This is a genomic window from Collimonas arenae, from assembly GCF_000786695.1.
GTDB classification, from domain to species: domain Bacteria; phylum Pseudomonadota; class Gammaproteobacteria; order Burkholderiales; family Burkholderiaceae_D; genus Collimonas; species Collimonas arenae_A.
Genome location: NZ_CP009962.1, coordinates 3,061,715 through 3,077,849 on the forward strand (window position 1 = coordinate 3,061,715; position 16,135 = coordinate 3,077,849).

Consider the following 16,135-nt stretch of genomic DNA (forward strand, 5'->3'; position numbering starts at 1 on the left):
ACGCAATCCGTTTTAGCTGCATATTTCCTCCAGCGTATTCAGGCGGCGCTTGCTTTCCTTGACATAGGGATTGCTTTCATCCCAGGCGTAGCCAGCCAGAATTGCGGCGATCATGCGGCGCACTTCTGGTTGCTGCTTTTCGTAGAAAATAACACTTTGAAAGCCACCCGAGTACCAGGATTCGACAAAGGTGCGGAAAGCGTCGACACCCTTTTTCAGCGGCACGGCAAATTCGCGCTCCCAGTCGACGGCGCTGCCGGCAAACTGGCGCTGCAAGGCCGTGGCGGCCAGGCTGGCGGATTTGACGGCGATGGTTACGCCGGAAGAAAATACCGGATCAAGGAATTCGCCGGCGTTACCGAGCAAGGCATAGCCTTTGCCCCAGAGCGATTTGACGTTGGACGAATACCCGACGATCTGGCGTGCCGGCGTATCCCAGCGCGCATTCTTCAGCAATTCACGCGATGCCGGATCTTGCATCACCAACTCCTGCAAGCGCTCGGTTTCGCTCCCTTTGAATTGCTCCAGGAACTTGGTTTCGGCGACCACGCCGATAGAACAGCGGCCGCCGGCAAACGGAATCAGCCAGTACCAGACATCGCAATGTTGCGGATGGACTGTGATGCGGATCTTATTGCGGTCGAAACCGGCGCTGGCAATACCGTCTTCAATATGCGTGAAAATCGCGCCGCGCACCGGAAAATTCGATGGCATTTCCAGATCCAGCAGGCGCGGCAACACACGACCGAAACCGCTGGCATCCAGCACAAAGCCAGCTTCCACAATGTACTCGTTGCCATCGGCATCGCGTACCGTGACACGCGGCGTTGCCGCCTCCTGATCGAATGCAATGACAGTGTGCTGGTAACGCACCTCTGCACCCTGGCGTTCGGCCTCTTTCGCCAGCACCTGATCGAAATGGGCGCGCTGAACCTGATAGGTCGTGCCCCATCCGGCGGAATGCTTATCGCGGAAATCAAAGTCGGTGTAGCGCTCGCCGCGGACAAACGCCGCGCCGTTCTTGTATTGGAAACCGGCCTCCACTACCGCTTTCAGCATGCCCGCTTCCTCCAGGTACTCCATGCTTTGCGGCAGCAGGCTTTCGCCGATGCTAAACCGTGGGAAAAGCTCGCGCTCCAATACCAGCACTTGCCTGCCTTGTTTCAACAACAACGCTGCCGCCACCGATCCGGCAGGACCGGCGCCGATAACCAGAACATCACACTGCTCAACTCTTACATTCATTATTCTTTTTCTTTCCCTGGATAATCTTGGCTAAAACATGGTGCGATCAACCAAACGACCGCAATTCCGATCAACATCGTAAATCCGAAGGCATGCAGCGGCGGCGTTCCCGACAGCGCCAGCAAACCAAACGACAGCAAGGCGCTGGCCGCCGACAAGCCAACCGTCAGCCAGGCGAAACGGTCGCGTTGCATGCTTTGTTCTTGTAGAAAAATGCCATAGTCGACGCCGAGGCCGAGAATCAGCATCAGCGCCAGCACATGGAATAACTGTAAAGGCTGGCCGATGACGCCAAGCAGAGCCAGGGTGGCGATGCTGGCAACTGCCGGTGGCGTCAGGACGCGCCAGGCAGCAGACCGGTAACGCGAAAACAGCAGCAGATAGATCGCGGCATACGCACCCAGCAAGACCCAGCCCATGTATTGCCGATAGTGCCCAAGCACCGATGATATTTCACTGACTTTGTCGACCCACTGTACGCCGTCCAGATGTTCGCCGGCTTGTTTCAGGATCGGCAGATTGGCGTAATTATTGACGCCACGCAAAGCGACAATACTTGCGTAAACACTGCCCTGCTGACTGTCCACCTTGCCCAGCCAGAGATGACGCGACGGTTCGCTGGCGGCGGTGAGAAGAAATGCCTCAGGCGTCAGGGCATGGCCGCCATTGGCGCTTGCGGCGCTGCCAAGAGCGCGTTCGCGCATCTGCTTGATCCAGCTGTCATCCTCGCCCAATTGTGCCGCCAGCGCCTTCAGTGGCCCGCCAGCGGACAGCAGCGCCTTGGTCGCCAGGTTGCGATTCGCCTCTTGCATCCGGATCGACGGCGTCCAGTTAGACATCGCCTGATAACCGCTGATGATATGGCTGGCTACCAGCGGCTCAAGTTTTTGCTTGAGCACTTCTTCGCGTTGCAATACCTGCTCTGCGCTGGCGCCACGCACCAGGTAGAACTGCACCGGGGTCGGCGCATCGAGCAATTTCCCGAGCTTGATCTGATCCGCCAACAACGCCTTCGGCGGTGTCTGCAATGAACGGATATCGTCATTCACGGTCAACCTGGAAATACCGGTCAGCGCAAATACGCCGAACAACAATGCAGCTAGCAACGTGCCACGATTCCATTTCAACAATGGCCAGTGGCGGCGGGTGCGCCCAACCCAGGCGGCGAAGCTGGAACTGTTCAGCGTCGATGCGCTCAGCAGCGCCGGGAACCAGAAAATGACTGTGAGCCAGGCGAACAACAAGCCAATCACGGAAAACAGCGCCATCTGCCGCAAGCCTGGAAACGGCGTCAGCGCCAAACCGACATAGCCGATCACCGCCGCCGCCAAGGTCAGCATCAAGCCCGGCATCAGACGTCGCAACAGTTGCCACGAATCCAGCTCGCCGTCGGCTGCAACTCTGCTGCATAAAAAATAAATGCCATAGTCTTGCGCTACGCCGATCAGGCTGGCGCCGAATACCAGCGTCAGCAGATGTACCTGGCCGAAAATCAGCCAGCACAGGGAAAACGCCGCCAGGCAGCCTACTCCGATCGACAGCATGATCAAGCCTATCGGCCGCAACGAACGGAACGTCAGCCACATCAGCAGGATGATCCCCAGCAGAGAACCGATGCCGATGGTCGACATTTCACGGCTGGCCTGGGCGCTGCCGGCCCCTGCATGCAAAACCACGCCGGCGCTGATCAGCTCCACCGTCGGCACCGCCTGGCGTGCGGCTGCACCGGCCTGCTCCAGCAGCGGCAATATGGCGCGCTGGGTCGCCATCGAAAATGCGGGCTGCCGCAAGGTCATCAGCAGCACGATGTAAGGACGGCCCTTGTCTTCCACGAACAGATAGCCATCGCGCGGACGCACCGGGGTTTCCTGCGCGCGCGCTTGCACCCAGCCGCTGAACAAACCAAACGGATCGTCTTGCCATGCGCCCAGCTTGGGGCCGGAAAATGGGCTGTACAGCTGCTGCAAAGCGGCATCGCTCCAGTATTTGGAGGGCTGTTCATGCAGCGCGGTTTGTTGCCCCGGCGTCAACAAGCTGAGGCGCATCTGTTGCGAAGGCGCTAGCCAATCTTGCTGGTTCTGTTCGGACAACTGCATGCCGCTTTGCAGCAAGGCTGGATGTTTGGCGAGCACGGCGTTGTAGGCATCGGCTGCACTGCGTGCATGCTCCCAGTCATCGGCGCCGACCAGTACGATCAAGCGCTGCTGGGCGGCGTCGACCATATGGGTAAACGCCTGTTGCAGAACAGGATCACGCTGCTCCACTGGCAATAGCGCCAGGATGTCGGTATCCGGCACCACGCCTTTGACCAGCCACAAGTAGCCGTTGTGCGCCAGCAGCAGTCCCACCGCCAGCACCCACATCAGGGCCAGACGTTTGGGCCAGCTACGCCAACTGGAATTACTCAAGCGCGGCACCTTCTTCTGCCGTCATCGCCTGGTCGCCGCTCTGCAAATTGGAAAACGTGATTTCCGTACGGTCGCCGCTGGCTTCGCTGATTGTGACTGTCTTCACGTACGCGCCGCCGGTCAGGGCCAGCGTCCCGATCGCCTTGGCCAATGCTGGCTGGCGCGCTTTCAACGCCACGTTCCAGCTATTGCCCTGGACGCTGCCATCCAGCTCAAACAGGGTATCCAGCTGGCTGAGATCGCCAGCCAGCAATGAAAACAGCACGCCATTGATCATTCTCACTACTGGTTCCTGCTTAGCGTCCATGCGCATGGCAACCTTATCGCCTTGCATCTGCACGATTTCATCGCGCTTCAAGCGCAAGGTGTTGGGGAATGGCTGCAAAGTGCGCCACAGAACACCCTTACCGTTCACTACGCAAAAGCGGCCGTTTGACAGCAGCGGCTTCTTGATGCCGACCAGCTGCTTACTTTGATCGAAACGGCCGCACAGGACCGGCGGCCGCGCCAGCATTGCCTGGATTTTGTCCACGGGCGCGGCAGCATAGGCCGACCATGCCGTGCAAGCCAGGAGAGCAGCTATGAAGAGGCGTTTCATCATATTGGTTCAATTCCTAATTTTTGAAATAACACCGGTGGCGAGGCAAAGCACATTTCGCGCGTCGCCATGTCCACTGCGACTTGCGTGGTGGTGCCGCGGGTCAGGCGCTGGCCGCTGGCGCTGTCGGTAATCACGTATTCGATCCTGAGACGGTTTTCCCATTCGATGATGGCGGCGCGGATCTTGATGCGCTGGCCAAAGGTCGCCGGATGCGCATAGCGCAAGTGCAGATCGATGATCGGCCAGCTATAGCCGGACGCCTGCATCTGCGGATAGTTGTAGTCAATCGTATCCAGCAGCGCACAGCGAGCCACTTCCAGATACCTGACGTAATTGCCATGCCAGACGATTTCCATCGGATCGAGATCGTAGAATTGGACTTGCAATTCCAGTTCGACCGACCAGCGGCTGTTCAGCTTGTCATTGAGCATAGTCATTGTCTTTATTGGTACAACTGCCAATGCTGCAAGCGGATGCGTTCCAGCAGCAAACGGAGATCCGGTTCCAACATGCGATCTTCCTGTACTACGGCAATATCGACCGTCAGCAGTTCCATCATCTGCTGCAGATTCTGCTGCGGCTGGGGCGCGCCCTCTTGCTTGCAACGGAGCCAGACGCCCTGGCGCACACTGATCAGTAATGCAGCCACTACTTGTTCTGTCAATTGCAGCACGCGCAGGCAATCGCGGGCGGCGATCGTGCCCATGCTGACCTTGTCCTGGTTATGGCACTCGGTTGAGCGGGAAAATACGGATGCCGGCATGGTTTGCTTGAGCGCTTCTGCGGTCCAGGCCGAGGAACTGATCTGCAAAGCCTTCAAGCCATGATTGATGCTCGCGCGCGCGCCGTCCGCGCCAGACAGATTGGCCGGCAAGCCGTGGTTGTAGCGGCTATCGACCAGCAAGGCCATCTGGCGGTCAAGCAGGTCAGCTACGTTGGCCACCGCATTTTTCATGCTGTCCATGACAAAGGCGATGTGGCCGCCATAGAAATGCCCCCCGTGCAGCACGCGCTCGTTTTCACCATCGATGATCGGATTGTCGTTGGCGCTGTTCAGTTCGTTTTCGATTGATGCGCGCATCCACGGCAAAGCGTCGGCCAGCACGCCGATCACATGCGGCGCACAACGGATCGAATAGCGGTCTTGCAGGCGCTTTTGATTGCGCGGAGCATCGTCGGTCGGCAGATCCTGACGCAGCCACGCAGCTACCTGCTGCTGGCCGGCGTGCGGCTTGACGGCGAACAGCGTTTCGTCAAAATGATGGGCATTGCCATCCAGCGCGAAACTCGCCATCGCCGTAATCCGTGTGGCGATGCGCACCAGATATTCTGCGCGCTGGTAGGCCAGGCAAGCGAGCGCGGTCATCACAGCTGTACCGTTCATGATCGCCAGCCCTTCCTTCGGACGCAGACGCAGCGGCGTGATGCCCGCTGTCGCCAGGGCTTCTGCAGCAGGTACCTTGGTCCCGTCGCGCCAGACCTCGCGCTCGCCGCATAGCACGGCCGCCAGATACGACAACGGCGTCAGGTCTCCGCTGGCGCCGACCGAGCCTTCAGAGGGAATCAAAGGCAACAGATTTTCTTTCAGCAGACGCGTAATCTGTTCCAGCAAGCCGACGCTAACACCAGAGTAGCCTTTGCTGAGCGAGGCCAGCCGCGCCGCCATGATGGCGCGCGTTTGTGCAGGGCTGAACAGCTCGCCCAGGCCGCAACCGTGATAGGCGTACAAATGATGCGGCAACTCGGGAATCAGTTCGGCCGGGACGTTGACGGTGCAAGAATCGCCATAGCCGGTAGTGACGCCATAAATGGTGCCGTCTTCGCTTAACAGCCGATCCAGGAAATCGGCGCCGCGGCTGATTGCAGCGCGGAAAGCCGGTTCCGCGGACAAAGTCACTTGCGCGGCGCCAGAAGCGATGTCGACGATATCCTCGATCGTCAAACGGCCTTGGTCGAAACAAACGGCGCGGCGCTGGTCGGCAGCGGACAAATTCTTCAGTTCAGCGAGATGCATCTTTGTATCCAGTTAATTGCCAGAAATCGTAAAAATTGAACCATTGCAGCGGAGCTCTCAGGCAAAAGTGCTCCAACCGTGCCGCATAAGCGGCGGCCAACTCACTGAGGACCTGGTCGCGATTCTTGCGCGGCAGCCTGACCGTTTCTCGAAACAGTTCGAAATGGCATTCTGAATGGCCATTCCTTGTCATCGAAAACAGCAGATAGACCGGACACTGGAGCAAGCTTGCCAATACATAAGGGCCTACCGGAAAGGCGGCAGTTTGTCCGAGAAAGGAGGCGCGCGCCACGCGCGGCGCGGCCGAGACCGGAATGCGGTCGCCGGCAATGGCGACAAATTCGCCACGCCCAACCTTTTCCGCCAGGATCATGGCGGTAGCGGGAGTCATTTCGCTGACCTGCATCAAGTTCAGCTGGCTGTCCGGATCGAGCTTTGCCAACAGGCGGTTGAACGCCTGCGCATGCTTGGTGTGCACCAGCACGGTGATCCTCAGTGCCTTACGCTGGCGTGACAGCACCCGGCACAACTCCAGGTTACCCAGATGCGCGCAGACCAGCAAGCCGCCACGCTGCGCCTGGATATTTTCCAGCATCTGTTCGCGGCCGAACGACGTCACATCGGCAGTTTTGAACAAACCGCCCCACAACAACATCTTGTCGAGAATATTTTCAGCGAAAGCGGCAAAATGCTGGAACACGCCGCGCAAGCCGGGACGAATCCGGTTAACACTTACGGCCAGCGGATCAAACGTACGCAGACGTTGCAAGTAAGCTATTGATGCTTGCCGCGCGGCCGGCTTGCTGAACAAATACCAGCCCAGCACCGGATACAGCGCAAGACGAAACGGCCAGCGACCGGCGATGCGGTAAATCCAGAACAGCAGACGCATACCGCCAACAAAGCTGGCTTCATTGATCTGCGCCCAGTGATGCGGCGGCGGCTGTCCTGCGTTCATGCTGCGCCTCGCCTGGGCAGCAAGCGGCGAGCCAGCAAACGCGGGGCACGCCACAGCATGCCGAAGAACAGCGTTGCATGCAGACGTGAAATCAGCAGGTTGTCCGGGCCGGCACGGAAATGTGAAATGCCATCCGTTGGATAAGCGACCCGGGTCGGCAAGTTGACGATAGAGACGCCATCCCAATACAAACGCACCAATACCTCGATATCGAAGTTCATCCGTTCGCCCAGTTTTTTACGCTGCACCAAACGGATCAGGGACGGCAAGGGATAGACCCGAAAGCCGCACATCGAATCTTTGATATCGAGCGACAGCGTATTGATCCAGACCCAGACGTGGGTCAGATAGCGCGCATACAAACGCAAGGAAGGTACGCTGTCGTCGTACTGTGGGCAACCTGCGATCAGGCTTTGCGGCCTGGCGGCTGCCTGCTGCAGAAAACGGGGAATATCGTCGGTACAATGCTGGCCATCGGCGTCGATCTGCAATGCGTGGCTGAAGCCGGCATCGGCCGCATGCTGAACGCCGGTCAGCACCGCCCCGCCCTTGCCGCGGTTGACGGCGTGGCGCAACAAGATAATCCTGCCCGGCTCAGCCGCTGCCAGCGCATCAAGCACCGCCGCACAAGAGGCAGAACTGGCATCGTCCACCAGCACGCAAGGCAGATCGCGCGCCAGCACCGCGGCCACCACAGCGCCGATGGCGTGTTCGTGGTTATAAACCGGAATCACTGCGCACGGCTTGAATTTGTTTGCGTTGGAGGTAACGCCCGATTCAGTCAGCTGCATGGCCGGCTCCAAAATTAATTCGACCACTGGCATGCTGTCCGGCGGCGGAGATCATGCGAAACGTCAGGTTGCTCTTTTGTTGATCGTGCAACAGCTCCAGTTGCACCACCATGTCGGGTGTAATCACACGCTGGAATTTCAATGCCTGCATACCCAGGAATTGCGGCGCCAAGGAAAAATATTCGCGACCATAATTGATTGCCCAATCGACCTGCACTACACCGGGCAATATCGGCGCACCTTCGAAATGACCGTCGAAGTATAAAAGATCGGCCGGCACCTTCAGCTCCAGCAGTACCCGATGCGATTCTTGTTCCAGCACCTGTCGTACGGGCTTGGTCGGACGCGCTGCCAGATTTTTACCGACCGACGCCAATTCTTCCTGCGGCTCAAGCATTGCCAGCAAATCGGCCCGGGTGGTCTTGCCCTGGGCATTGAACGGCAGCGCATCCAGATAGCGCCAACTGCGCGGCAAGGCGATCGGCTCGACCGCTGGCGCCATGCCGTCGCGCAACAAGCGATTCAGTGCCAGTTTTCCTTGCGTCGACAGAATCTCCCGACCGGCGGTAGAAAGCACTACAAAGGCGGCGATTCGCTGCCTTGACTGTGGCTGAGACTGCAACTGCTCCAGCAGCAAGACTCTGGCATCCGCCACTGGGGCCAGTGATTTCAGTTGCCGCTCCAGCGCATCCAGGGAAATACGTTTTTCTTCCACTTTCACAATCCGGTCGACTCTTCCCTTCAAGCGAAAGCGTTGCAGGTCGAGCGCTTGCACCTGATCGGCCATCGCGTACCATGCAAGATCAGGCAGATGCGGCGAACGGATTTCCAGCACATCGTCATTGGCTGCCACCCGCCAGGCAATCGCCGGCATCACCCGCCAGCTGTCATCGGCGCCGTCAATCCGCTGACGCCAGGCGATGCCGCCGGTTTCCGAACTGCCGTACACCTCAAATGGAATGGATCCCAGCAGACGCCCTGCTTCGGCTGCAACCTCCGGCTGCAACGGTCCACCGGATGAAAAAATGCTGCGGAGTGCGGAAAACGAAGACGATGCCTGATGCGACGACAACTCAGCCGGCAGGCGCTTCAAATGGGCTGGACTGGAAACCAGCACGGCAGGCCGTTCGCCAGGTAGCAATTCTTCCAGGAAGTTGATTTGCTGGGCATGGATCGCGCGGCCCATGGTGATCGGCCAGAGCACTTTAAACAGCAAGCCGTAAATATGCTGGTGCGACACCGTCGCAAAGATCTCCGCGTCGCCAACCTTATCGCCAAACAATTGTTCAAGCGAGGCCACTTCGGTGGCCAGTTGCGACAGGAATTTCGGTACGGCTTGCGGTTCGCCAGTACTGCCGGAGGTATAAATCACGAGTCCGGGAAAATCCGGCGGTAAAGCCTTGAATTCATATTGTGCCGGGATCTTGTCGGATGCAGGCGCTGACAATGGCGCGTAGCCGACCGGAAAATCGCCTAGATAACCGTCCACCAGCGCACTCAGAGTGGAGCAAGTCGCAGGCAGTACGTCGCCCGGCAGATAAACAGTCTTGCCGGCCTGCCAGGCGCCGAACAGCATACTGGCAAAGGCGGCGCTATCGCTCGAATACAAGGCAAAACGACTTCCTGCCTGGCGCTCCAGCAAGCGCCGCCAGCCTTCAACCTGCGCCAGAAAATAGCCCAGGTTCAGCGGCTGCCCATCGCGCCATGCAAATCGCTGCCCATGGTCACGGTCTGACAGTTGGCTCAACAAAGTCAGCAAATTGCGGGATTCAGACATGCTGCCCGTCCTGTTGCAAGCCGGATTGGGCGTCAAGCCGGCGATGATGCCGCTTGACCAGCACGCGCACCAGGTATTCGCCAACAAACAGGAAGCCCATCAGTACATAGGCGATGAGCCCGTTGTATAGCGACCAGACTGCGGCAGAAGCCCACAACGCGGTCACCAAGGCCAGTCCGCCGTTGATAATAAAAAAAACGCACCAGACCTGGGTAACCCTCCGCGTGTAGACGATGCCATAAGCGGGCAAGGCCGGATCGGTAAGACGGGCCATGCGCTCAATGATCGAAAGCGGCGCGTACAGACTGTAGGCAAATACCGTCAGCATGCCAAGATTCACTAGCACCGGATACAGTTTCAAAGGTAATAGCGCATTGTTCCAGATCGCCAGCCCCGCCAGCAGCAAGGCCCCCGCCAGCCACCAGCGGCTGCTGCGCTTGAGCTTCAGGCTCGGCAAGCGGGTGGCGGCGGCCAGCACCAGCAGCAAGGCCAGCAGGCGCGGCTCTACCCGGCCGTGGCCGAGCCAGATTGCGAGCGGATAGAGCAAGGTAACCAGTACGCTCACTGCCATCGGTAAAAGGCGCCTGATGTTGTGCATCCCGGGTCGTATCCTCGAACGCCTTACTTGCCGTCTTCGGCCAGCAAGGCGGCCAGCGCGTCGACCACATCCTGCACCGTACGCACCGCCTTGAACACATCTGGCTGCAAGCGCTTGCCGGTCAGCTGCTTGAGCTTGACCACCAGGTCGACAGCATCGATGCTGTCGATATCCAGATCGGTATACAAATTGGCTTGCGGCGTCACCTTGTCCTTGTCGATCTCGAACATGTCATGTAGTACATCCACCAGCCACAGGTAAATTTCTTCCTTGCTCATTGAATTGGTCAACATCATTACACCGTCATTTCTTTCTATTGCTGGCGATCATTGCAGCCAGCGTACGCACTGAAGCAAAATGATTACGGGTCTCGGCCGAATCCGCCGACAACGAGATGCCGTAGCGTTTCTGGATCGCCACGCCGAGCTCCAGCGCATCGATCGAGTCGAGACCGAGGCCGTCGACAAACAACGGCGCATCGCTGACGATGTCGGCCGGAGTGATGTCCTCCAATTGCAGGACATCGATGATGACCTGCTTTACTTCTTCTTCAAGCTGCTGCATGGACTTGGCTTTCTTTCCTAAAATAATCCTGCAAGTACGCGGTCAAATGCCTGGCAGCCAATACTTCGCTCCCCGATTTGGCAAGAAACGCCTGTACATCGATATCGTCTTTTACTTCAATACTGAAATGCGCTGCGACCGCCGGCACCTGCCACCATTTCACACCCTTGCCCAAGGTTGGCGGCAGACAACGGATCACTACCGGCGTCACGTTCGACAGGCTGCGCACCGCGATATTGGCGGCCCCGCGCTTCAGATGGATCTGGCCGTCGCCGGCGGTGCGCGTGCCTTCCGGAAAAATGATCAGGTTGCTGCCGCGCCGCAAAGAAGTAATGCAATCTTCAATCAGGCCACTCCCGTAATCGTTGCTGATATAGCCAGCGGCACTGACCGGCCCTCGCGTAAACGGGTTATCCCACAGCCGCCCCTTCACGATGCAATCGGCACGCTTGACGAAAGCCATCAGAAACACCGTATCGATCAAAGTCGGATGATTAGCCAGGATCAGCAAGCCGCGCCGCTCCAGCCGCTCAAGGCCGCTGATATCGTAGTTCAGCACACCAAGCCGGCGCATGAATCCGACGAAGCCACGAAACACCAAGCGGATCACACGGCGCGCCATGGAAATGCGCAGCTGACGCTCCCAGATCAACAAATTCAGCACTGGAAACACCGTAGCCCGCAACAGCAGGCCGCCGACCGCAAACACCACAAAACTGACGCCGGTTGCCAACACCCGCCAATAGCGGTTCAAACGCTTTAGCATAGCGTCCCCGCAAGACGCTGCCAGCGCCAGCGCTGGCCTGAGCCGGCGCGCAACAGTTCAGGTTCCCGACGCAGATAAAAAGCTAGCACTTCCAGCCCTGCCGGCTGGCGGGCGCCACCTGATTCCTGTGCCATAACGGCCGCATCATCTTCAAATTCATCAACCCACGACAGCGCAATGACATCGTCCGACCTCGTAGCCGCAGGCTGCAATAGCCAAGCCCAGGCAAAGGGTTGCTCCTGGCAATCTTCAAAATCCTGAAACAGTTCTGGCAACACGCCGTCATACGCCACTAGCAGCACCTCCGGCGCGCCATCGGCCAGCAAACCGCAGGCTTCAATTACCGCATGTTCAACCCCGTGAGACCCGGCCGCCAGCGCCGCATGGCTGGCCTGATCCTGACGCGCGATAGAAAACAGGCCGGCAGCGGCATTGTGAACCGACAAACTGAAAGAAGCGGGAGATAAGGGTTGCCCCTCTGCGAGATCGGCGAGCAGTTCGACCGAACGCGCGCATTCGCCATGGCGCGAGCAGAATACGGTAGGCACGTCGACGCGGCCATCGAGACAGCTGTAGGCAGTTTCCAGCGCCATCTTACCGAGAAAACCAGCGCGCCGACGCAGCATCGCAGGCATCGCGGCAACCGCAGCTTCGCTATTGCCTGCGATGACAAACGGCTTGTCGGCCCACGCCAGCCATGCGGCGGCTGTACCCAGCCCTGGAGCCCAGGCGGCATGCGATGCAATTGAAAATCTCACTCCCCCGAGTTCCATCTACTACTCCCCAATACCCATCAATATGACTTTATTTTTTGCCGACAATCTAGGGAGCTGAATCGACGGCGCTAATTTGGCAATTTATTTGCCAATTTATGCATTTTGCGCGGCATTATAAACTATATGCCACAGAGAAATGTTGCCAACTGCGCAGCATTACGATTTTTAACTATAGTTTGCAATTGTCCGTGATCCGGCGCGTTTTTACGCCGAAATATACAGTAAGTTACAGTATGTTCGCGCACCACAATACCCAAAAAAACATGCAAAACAGATCATTGGAGATAAATAAGCATTAATTTGACGATCAAAAACAACACTCTATTTATCGACGGTATCGGAGATGGTCAAAGCGGACATTTTGGCGAAGTAGCACTACCGCAAGAAAAGTTTCAAAGGGGGAATTTGAAAAAATGGCTTGCGCTCGCACAACACTATTCAGACAGGCAGTTGGCTCACCCTTGCCGGCGTGGATAACCTTCGGCGGTAATCCGCTCCCAGATTTTAGTTTTCTCTTCTTCCGTCATGAAAACCCAGTGGGCTACTTCGTTCACGGTGCGTCCGCAACCACGGCAGATATCGTCGAAGGTGGTGGAACAGACCGCTACACAAGGCGTATCGGGACGTTGCGGGGGAGAATCTGACATGCTGGCCTTTTTTTGAAAATAATGCATGGGGTACTCGCTTTCAAGTACTACCCGGCTCTTCATTTTATAACAGCAGCCATGCGGCTGATTCTATTTCGGTAATCCATGGGACGGAAAACAAGCGGTTTTCACCGAATAAAATAAATGGTATTACTATCATTTCAGCAATGCAGCTACGACGACAGGCGCGAAGCAATATACAATCTTTGCTGAGCCAATTTACCAATCTGGTAGAAACAGCATTGCGGACCGAATAGCAGAAAGAAAACAAGTCATGGAGCAAAAGGCGCCACGTCGCACCCGCGAAAAAATTATGGATCTGTCGCTGCGACTCTTCAACGAGTTCGGCGAACCCAACATCACCACCACCATCATCGCCGACGAGATGAAAATCTCGCCGGGGAACCTGTATTACCACTTCCGCAACAAGGACGATATCGTCAATTCGATTTTCGTGACGTTTGAAGAAGAAATCAGTCGCATGCTGGCCATGACGCAAGGACAACGCCCGACGATGCACGACGTCTGGCATTATTTGCATCATATGTTCCAGCTAATCTGGCGCTACCGCTTTTTTTATCGCGACCTTAACGACCTGCTGTCGCGCAATCGCACCCTGGAGTTGCATTTCAAGGAAATTTTCGGTCACAAGATCGCTGTGGTCAGGGAATTGTGCCAGGGATTGCATGAAGACCATGCGCTCGACGCCAGCCCGGCCGAGATCGACGCCCTGTCGTCGAACATGGTGGTGGTCGCCAGTTACTGGCTCTCTTACCAATATGTTCTGAATCCGCGCCAATATACGGAACAGCCGGTAGTAGACCATGCTCTGGCGAGCGGTTGCTATCAGGTCCTGGCGCTGATGCAGCCTTATCTGCGTGGCGAAACGCTGACGCATTTCGAACAATTGAAAACCAAATACTTGCAAAGTAACGTCTGATTGCCGGCTTTGCAAAACCTGATTCGATGACATCTATAAAATCTCTCTGCATTTATTGCGGCTCCTCTCCCGGCGCCACGCCAGTCTATGCGCAAGCGGCGCGCGGCCTGGCGCAAGCTATGGTGGAAGATAATATTGCGCTGGTGTACGGTGGCGGCAATGTCGGCCTGATGGGTATTATTGCCGATGAGGTAATACGCCTGGGCGGCCAGGCTACCGGTGTGATTCCAGAAGCGTTGTTGAAAAAAGAACTTGGCCACAACGGCCTGACGCAGCTGCATATCGTCAAGGACATGCATGAACGCAAGGCGATGATGGCAGAGTTGTCGGATGGCTTTATCGCCATGCCTGGCGGCGTAGGTACGCTGGAAGAATTGTTTGAGGTGGTTACCTGGGCTCAGCTAGGTTTTCACCAGAAGCCGATTGGCTTATTGAACGTGGACGGTTTTTATGACGGCTTGCTGCAATTTATCCAGCATATGGTGACGCAGCGCTTCCTCAAGGGTGAGCAAGCGGAATTGATGATGGCGGAAGCACAGCCGACAGACCTGCTGCAACGCTTCAAGTCGTTTGCGCCACTGCATGTACCCAAATGGCTGGATCGTACCACCATCTGAAAATGCAAACGGGGCGAATACCATGTATCCGCCCCGCGTCATTTCTACTCTTACCCTCTGCCGATTCAGGCCTGTAGCGCTTGCCTGAAATCTTCCACCAGATCAGTTGTATCTTCAATCCCGATTGATACTCGGATCAGCGATTCGCCAATGCCCATGGCGGCACGTCGTTCTGCACCTATCTCATAGAAAATGGTATGTGCAACGGCAATCACCAGGGTACGGTTGTCGCCCAGATGGGTGCCGGATATCGCCAGCTTCAGCCGGTTCAGATAATCGAAGCAATCGATTTCCGGCTTCAATTCAAAGCTGAACAAATAGCTACTGCTACGGAACAACTCGCCAGCCAAAACATATTGCGGATGCGATTCGAGGCCCGGATAATGCACCGCGGCGACCCGTGGATCGGCTTCCAGCATGCGCGCCACCGCCAGCGCACTGGCACTGCTACGTTCCATACGTAAGGCGATGGTCTCGGCCCCGACAGCAATATGATGCGCCGCCTCCGGCCCCAGCGACGCACCGAAATCACGCAAGCTCTTGGCGCGAATCTGCGCCAGTGCCCACTGTACCGGCGGATTACGCTTATAGGCGTCGTAGATATTGGGAAAACTGCTCCAGTCAAACAAACCGGTATCGGTCAAGGCGCCCCCCAGCGCATTGCCATGGCCGCCAATCGACTTGGTCAGGGAGTTGACCACCAGGCCGGCACCGACTGTTTTTGGCTGGAACAGATAGGGCGAGGTCATGGTGTTATCCACCACAAACAGAATCCCGCGCGCGCGGCACAGCTCGCCGATACGCTTGAGGTCTGCAACCTGGGTGCGCGGATTGGCGATGGTTTCAACGAACACCATACGCGTTGCGGGCGTCAGCGCCGCTTCGACGTTGGCTACGTCAGTGGCGTCAACCATACTGACCTTGCCGCCCTGCCCGCCAAATGTCTGCCACATGCTGGCAGTGTTACCAAACAAAAATACGGACGACACCACATGATCGCCTTCGCGCAGCAAAGCTTGGATCAACGCGCCGATAGCTGCCATGCCGGAGGCGAAACAGATAGACGCGAGACCGCCTTCCATCTTGGTGACTTTATCTTCCAAGGCGGCCACGGTCGGATTGCCTTGGCGGCCATAGCGATAGCCGGACTGTTTGCCCTGGAATACTTCTGCCAGCTGGCGCGCATCGCTGTAACCCCAGGTTACCGAGGTGTGGACAGGCTTGTGCGGTGCGCCGTGCTCGATGGTTTTCTGACGATCGCTATGCAGGATGGTGGTGGTGAAGCCGTATTTTTGTGTCATGTTTGCGCTTTGCTTGAAGGCTTTTTTATCCACGAAAAATGCAAAAAGCACGGAAATATCCGTTAATGAATTGCCTCATTCGGTTTTTCCGTGCTTTTCGCGGATCAGGTTTTTACGCTGAATCCGCATACG

At 57.1% G+C, this 16,135-nt stretch carries 17 protein-coding genes; 2 read left to right on the forward strand and 15 right to left on the reverse strand.

Going from position 1 to position 16,135, the window contains the following annotated elements:
- Nucleotides 1-12 precede the first annotated feature (12 nt).
- From LT85_RS13500 to LT85_RS26040, 14 genes are all read right to left on the reverse strand, one after another.
- Nucleotides 13-1,245: an NAD(P)/FAD-dependent oxidoreductase gene (locus LT85_RS13500; protein WP_038489558.1), complete on the reverse strand. Its 1,233-nt coding sequence runs from the start codon at nt 1,243-1,245 to the stop codon at nt 13-15.
- Nucleotides 1,245-3,608, reverse strand: coding sequence for an MMPL family transporter (locus LT85_RS13505; protein WP_052135162.1), 2,364 nt, complete (start codon nt 3,606-3,608; stop codon nt 1,245-1,247). The genes LT85_RS13500 and LT85_RS13505 overlap by 1 nt, the downstream gene beginning before the upstream one ends.
- Nucleotides 3,609-3,645: 37 nt before the next feature.
- On the reverse strand, nt 3,646-4,254 hold the full coding sequence (locus LT85_RS13510) for an outer membrane lipoprotein carrier protein LolA (RefSeq protein ID WP_437177271.1): 609 nt from the start codon (nt 4,252-4,254) through the stop codon (nt 3,646-3,648).
- Entirely contained in the window at nt 4,251-4,691 is a 441-nt protein-coding gene (locus LT85_RS13515; RefSeq protein ID WP_038489560.1) for an acyl-CoA thioesterase, read from the reverse strand. The genes LT85_RS13510 and LT85_RS13515 overlap by 4 nt, the downstream gene beginning before the upstream one ends.
- 5 nt (nt 4,692-4,696) lie before the next feature.
- Complete coding sequence (locus tag LT85_RS13520) at nt 4,697-6,268, reverse strand: HAL/PAL/TAL family ammonia-lyase (protein ID WP_038489562.1); 1,572 nt, start codon at nt 6,266-6,268, stop codon at nt 4,697-4,699.
- The gene (locus LT85_RS13525; RefSeq protein WP_038489564.1) at nt 6,255-7,226 is read right to left on the reverse strand and encodes an LpxL/LpxP family acyltransferase; all 972 of its coding nucleotides are present in this window, start codon (nt 7,224-7,226) and stop codon (nt 6,255-6,257) included. Before LT85_RS13525 ends, LT85_RS13520 begins: the two co-directional genes overlap by 14 nt.
- Nucleotides 7,223-8,017 carry a glycosyltransferase family 2 protein gene (locus LT85_RS13530; RefSeq protein ID WP_052135163.1) on the reverse strand — a complete coding sequence of 265 codons (795 nt, stop codon included), beginning with the start codon at nt 8,015-8,017 and terminating at the stop codon, nt 7,223-7,225. Before LT85_RS13530 ends, LT85_RS13525 begins: the two co-directional genes overlap by 4 nt.
- Complete coding sequence (locus tag LT85_RS13535) at nt 8,004-9,794, reverse strand: AMP-binding protein (RefSeq protein ID WP_038489567.1); 1,791 nt, start codon at nt 9,792-9,794, stop codon at nt 8,004-8,006. Before LT85_RS13535 ends, LT85_RS13530 begins: the two co-directional genes overlap by 14 nt.
- Nucleotides 9,787-10,365 carry a hypothetical protein gene (locus LT85_RS13540; RefSeq protein WP_253273542.1) on the reverse strand — a complete coding sequence of 193 codons (579 nt, stop codon included), beginning with the start codon at nt 10,363-10,365 and terminating at the stop codon, nt 9,787-9,789. The genes LT85_RS13535 and LT85_RS13540 overlap by 8 nt, the downstream gene beginning before the upstream one ends.
- 50 nt (nt 10,366-10,415) lie before the next feature.
- Nucleotides 10,416-10,688 carry an acyl carrier protein gene (locus LT85_RS13545; RefSeq protein ID WP_081992372.1) on the reverse strand — a complete coding sequence of 91 codons (273 nt, stop codon included), beginning with the start codon at nt 10,686-10,688 and terminating at the stop codon, nt 10,416-10,418.
- Nucleotides 10,689-10,695: 7 nt separating this feature from the next.
- Nucleotides 10,696-10,956, reverse strand: coding sequence for a phosphopantetheine-binding protein (locus LT85_RS13550; protein WP_038489570.1), 261 nt, complete (start codon nt 10,954-10,956; stop codon nt 10,696-10,698).
- Nucleotides 10,943-11,722 (reverse strand): lysophospholipid acyltransferase family protein, encoded by a 780-nt coding sequence (locus LT85_RS13555; RefSeq protein WP_038489573.1) that lies wholly within the window; start codon nt 11,720-11,722, stop codon nt 10,943-10,945. The genes LT85_RS13550 and LT85_RS13555 overlap by 14 nt, the downstream gene beginning before the upstream one ends.
- Nucleotides 11,716-12,495 (reverse strand): beta-ketoacyl synthase chain length factor, encoded by a 780-nt coding sequence (locus LT85_RS13560; protein ID WP_038489575.1) that lies wholly within the window; start codon nt 12,493-12,495, stop codon nt 11,716-11,718. Before LT85_RS13560 ends, LT85_RS13555 begins: the two co-directional genes overlap by 7 nt.
- Nucleotides 12,496-12,953: 458 nt before the next feature.
- Nucleotides 12,954-13,145, reverse strand: a complete 192-nt coding sequence (locus LT85_RS26040) for a DUF1289 domain-containing protein (protein WP_038496169.1) — start codon at nt 13,143-13,145, stop codon at nt 12,954-12,956.
- 274 nt (nt 13,146-13,419) lie between these two features.
- Between LT85_RS26040 and LT85_RS13570 the strand changes: the two genes are divergently transcribed.
- Together LT85_RS13570 and LT85_RS13575 are read left to right on the forward strand one after the other, a co-directional pair.
- Nucleotides 13,420-14,085, forward strand: a complete 666-nt coding sequence (locus tag LT85_RS13570; RefSeq protein WP_038489578.1) for a TetR/AcrR family transcriptional regulator — start codon at nt 13,420-13,422, stop codon at nt 14,083-14,085.
- A gap of 35 nt (nt 14,086-14,120) precedes the next feature.
- On the forward strand, nt 14,121-14,702 hold the full coding sequence (locus tag LT85_RS13575; RefSeq protein WP_038496171.1) for a TIGR00730 family Rossman fold protein: 582 nt from the start codon (nt 14,121-14,123) through the stop codon (nt 14,700-14,702).
- A 65-nt stretch (nt 14,703-14,767) separates the two neighbouring features.
- Here the strand turns inward: LT85_RS13575 and LT85_RS13580 are convergent, their stop codons facing one another.
- On the reverse strand, nt 14,768-16,003 hold the full coding sequence (locus LT85_RS13580) for a cystathionine gamma-synthase family protein (RefSeq protein WP_038496173.1): 1,236 nt from the start codon (nt 16,001-16,003) through the stop codon (nt 14,768-14,770).
- Between the last annotated feature and the right edge of the window lie 132 nt (nt 16,004-16,135).

Coding starts and splice junctions, on each gene's coding strand:
- LT85_RS13510 (WP_437177271.1), bottom strand. CDS start 4,254: ATGATGAAACGCCTCTTCATAGCTGCTCTCCTGGCTTGCACGGCATGG.
- LT85_RS13515 (WP_038489560.1), bottom strand. CDS start 4,691: ATGACTATGCTCAATGACAAGCTGAACAGCCGCTGGTCGGTCGAACTG.
- LT85_RS26040 (WP_038496169.1), bottom strand. CDS start 13,145: ATGTCAGATTCTCCCCCGCAACGTCCCGATACGCCTTGTGTAGCGGTC.
- LT85_RS13530 (WP_052135163.1), bottom strand. CDS start 8,017: ATGCAGCTGACTGAATCGGGCGTTACCTCCAACGCAAACAAATTCAAG.
- LT85_RS13555 (WP_038489573.1), bottom strand. CDS start 11,722: ATGCTAAAGCGTTTGAACCGCTATTGGCGGGTGTTGGCAACCGGCGTC.
- LT85_RS13580 (WP_038496173.1), bottom strand. CDS start 16,003: ATGACACAAAAATACGGCTTCACCACCACCATCCTGCATAGCGATCGT.
- LT85_RS13535 (WP_038489567.1), bottom strand. CDS start 9,794: ATGTCTGAATCCCGCAATTTGCTGACTTTGTTGAGCCAACTGTCAGAC.
- LT85_RS13540 (WP_253273542.1), bottom strand. CDS start 10,365: ATGGCAGTGAGCGTACTGGTTACCTTGCTCTATCCGCTCGCAATCTGG.
- LT85_RS13505 (WP_052135162.1), bottom strand. CDS start 3,608: ATGTGGGTGCTGGCGGTGGGACTGCTGCTGGCGCACAACGGCTACTTG.
- LT85_RS13520 (WP_038489562.1), bottom strand. CDS start 6,268: ATGCATCTCGCTGAACTGAAGAATTTGTCCGCTGCCGACCAGCGCCGC.
- LT85_RS13500 (WP_038489558.1), bottom strand. CDS start 1,245: ATGAATGTAAGAGTTGAGCAGTGTGATGTTCTGGTTATCGGCGCCGGT.
- LT85_RS13550 (WP_038489570.1), bottom strand. CDS start 10,956: ATGCAGCAGCTTGAAGAAGAAGTAAAGCAGGTCATCATCGATGTCCTG.
- LT85_RS13525 (WP_038489564.1), bottom strand. CDS start 7,226: ATGAACGCAGGACAGCCGCCGCCGCATCACTGGGCGCAGATCAATGAA.
- LT85_RS13560 (WP_038489575.1), bottom strand. CDS start 12,495: ATGGAACTCGGGGGAGTGAGATTTTCAATTGCATCGCATGCCGCCTGG.
- LT85_RS13570 (WP_038489578.1), top strand. CDS start 13,420: ATGGAGCAAAAGGCGCCACGTCGCACCCGCGAAAAAATTATGGATCTG.
- LT85_RS13545 (WP_081992372.1), bottom strand. CDS start 10,688: ATGATGTTGACCAATTCAATGAGCAAGGAAGAAATTTACCTGTGGCTG.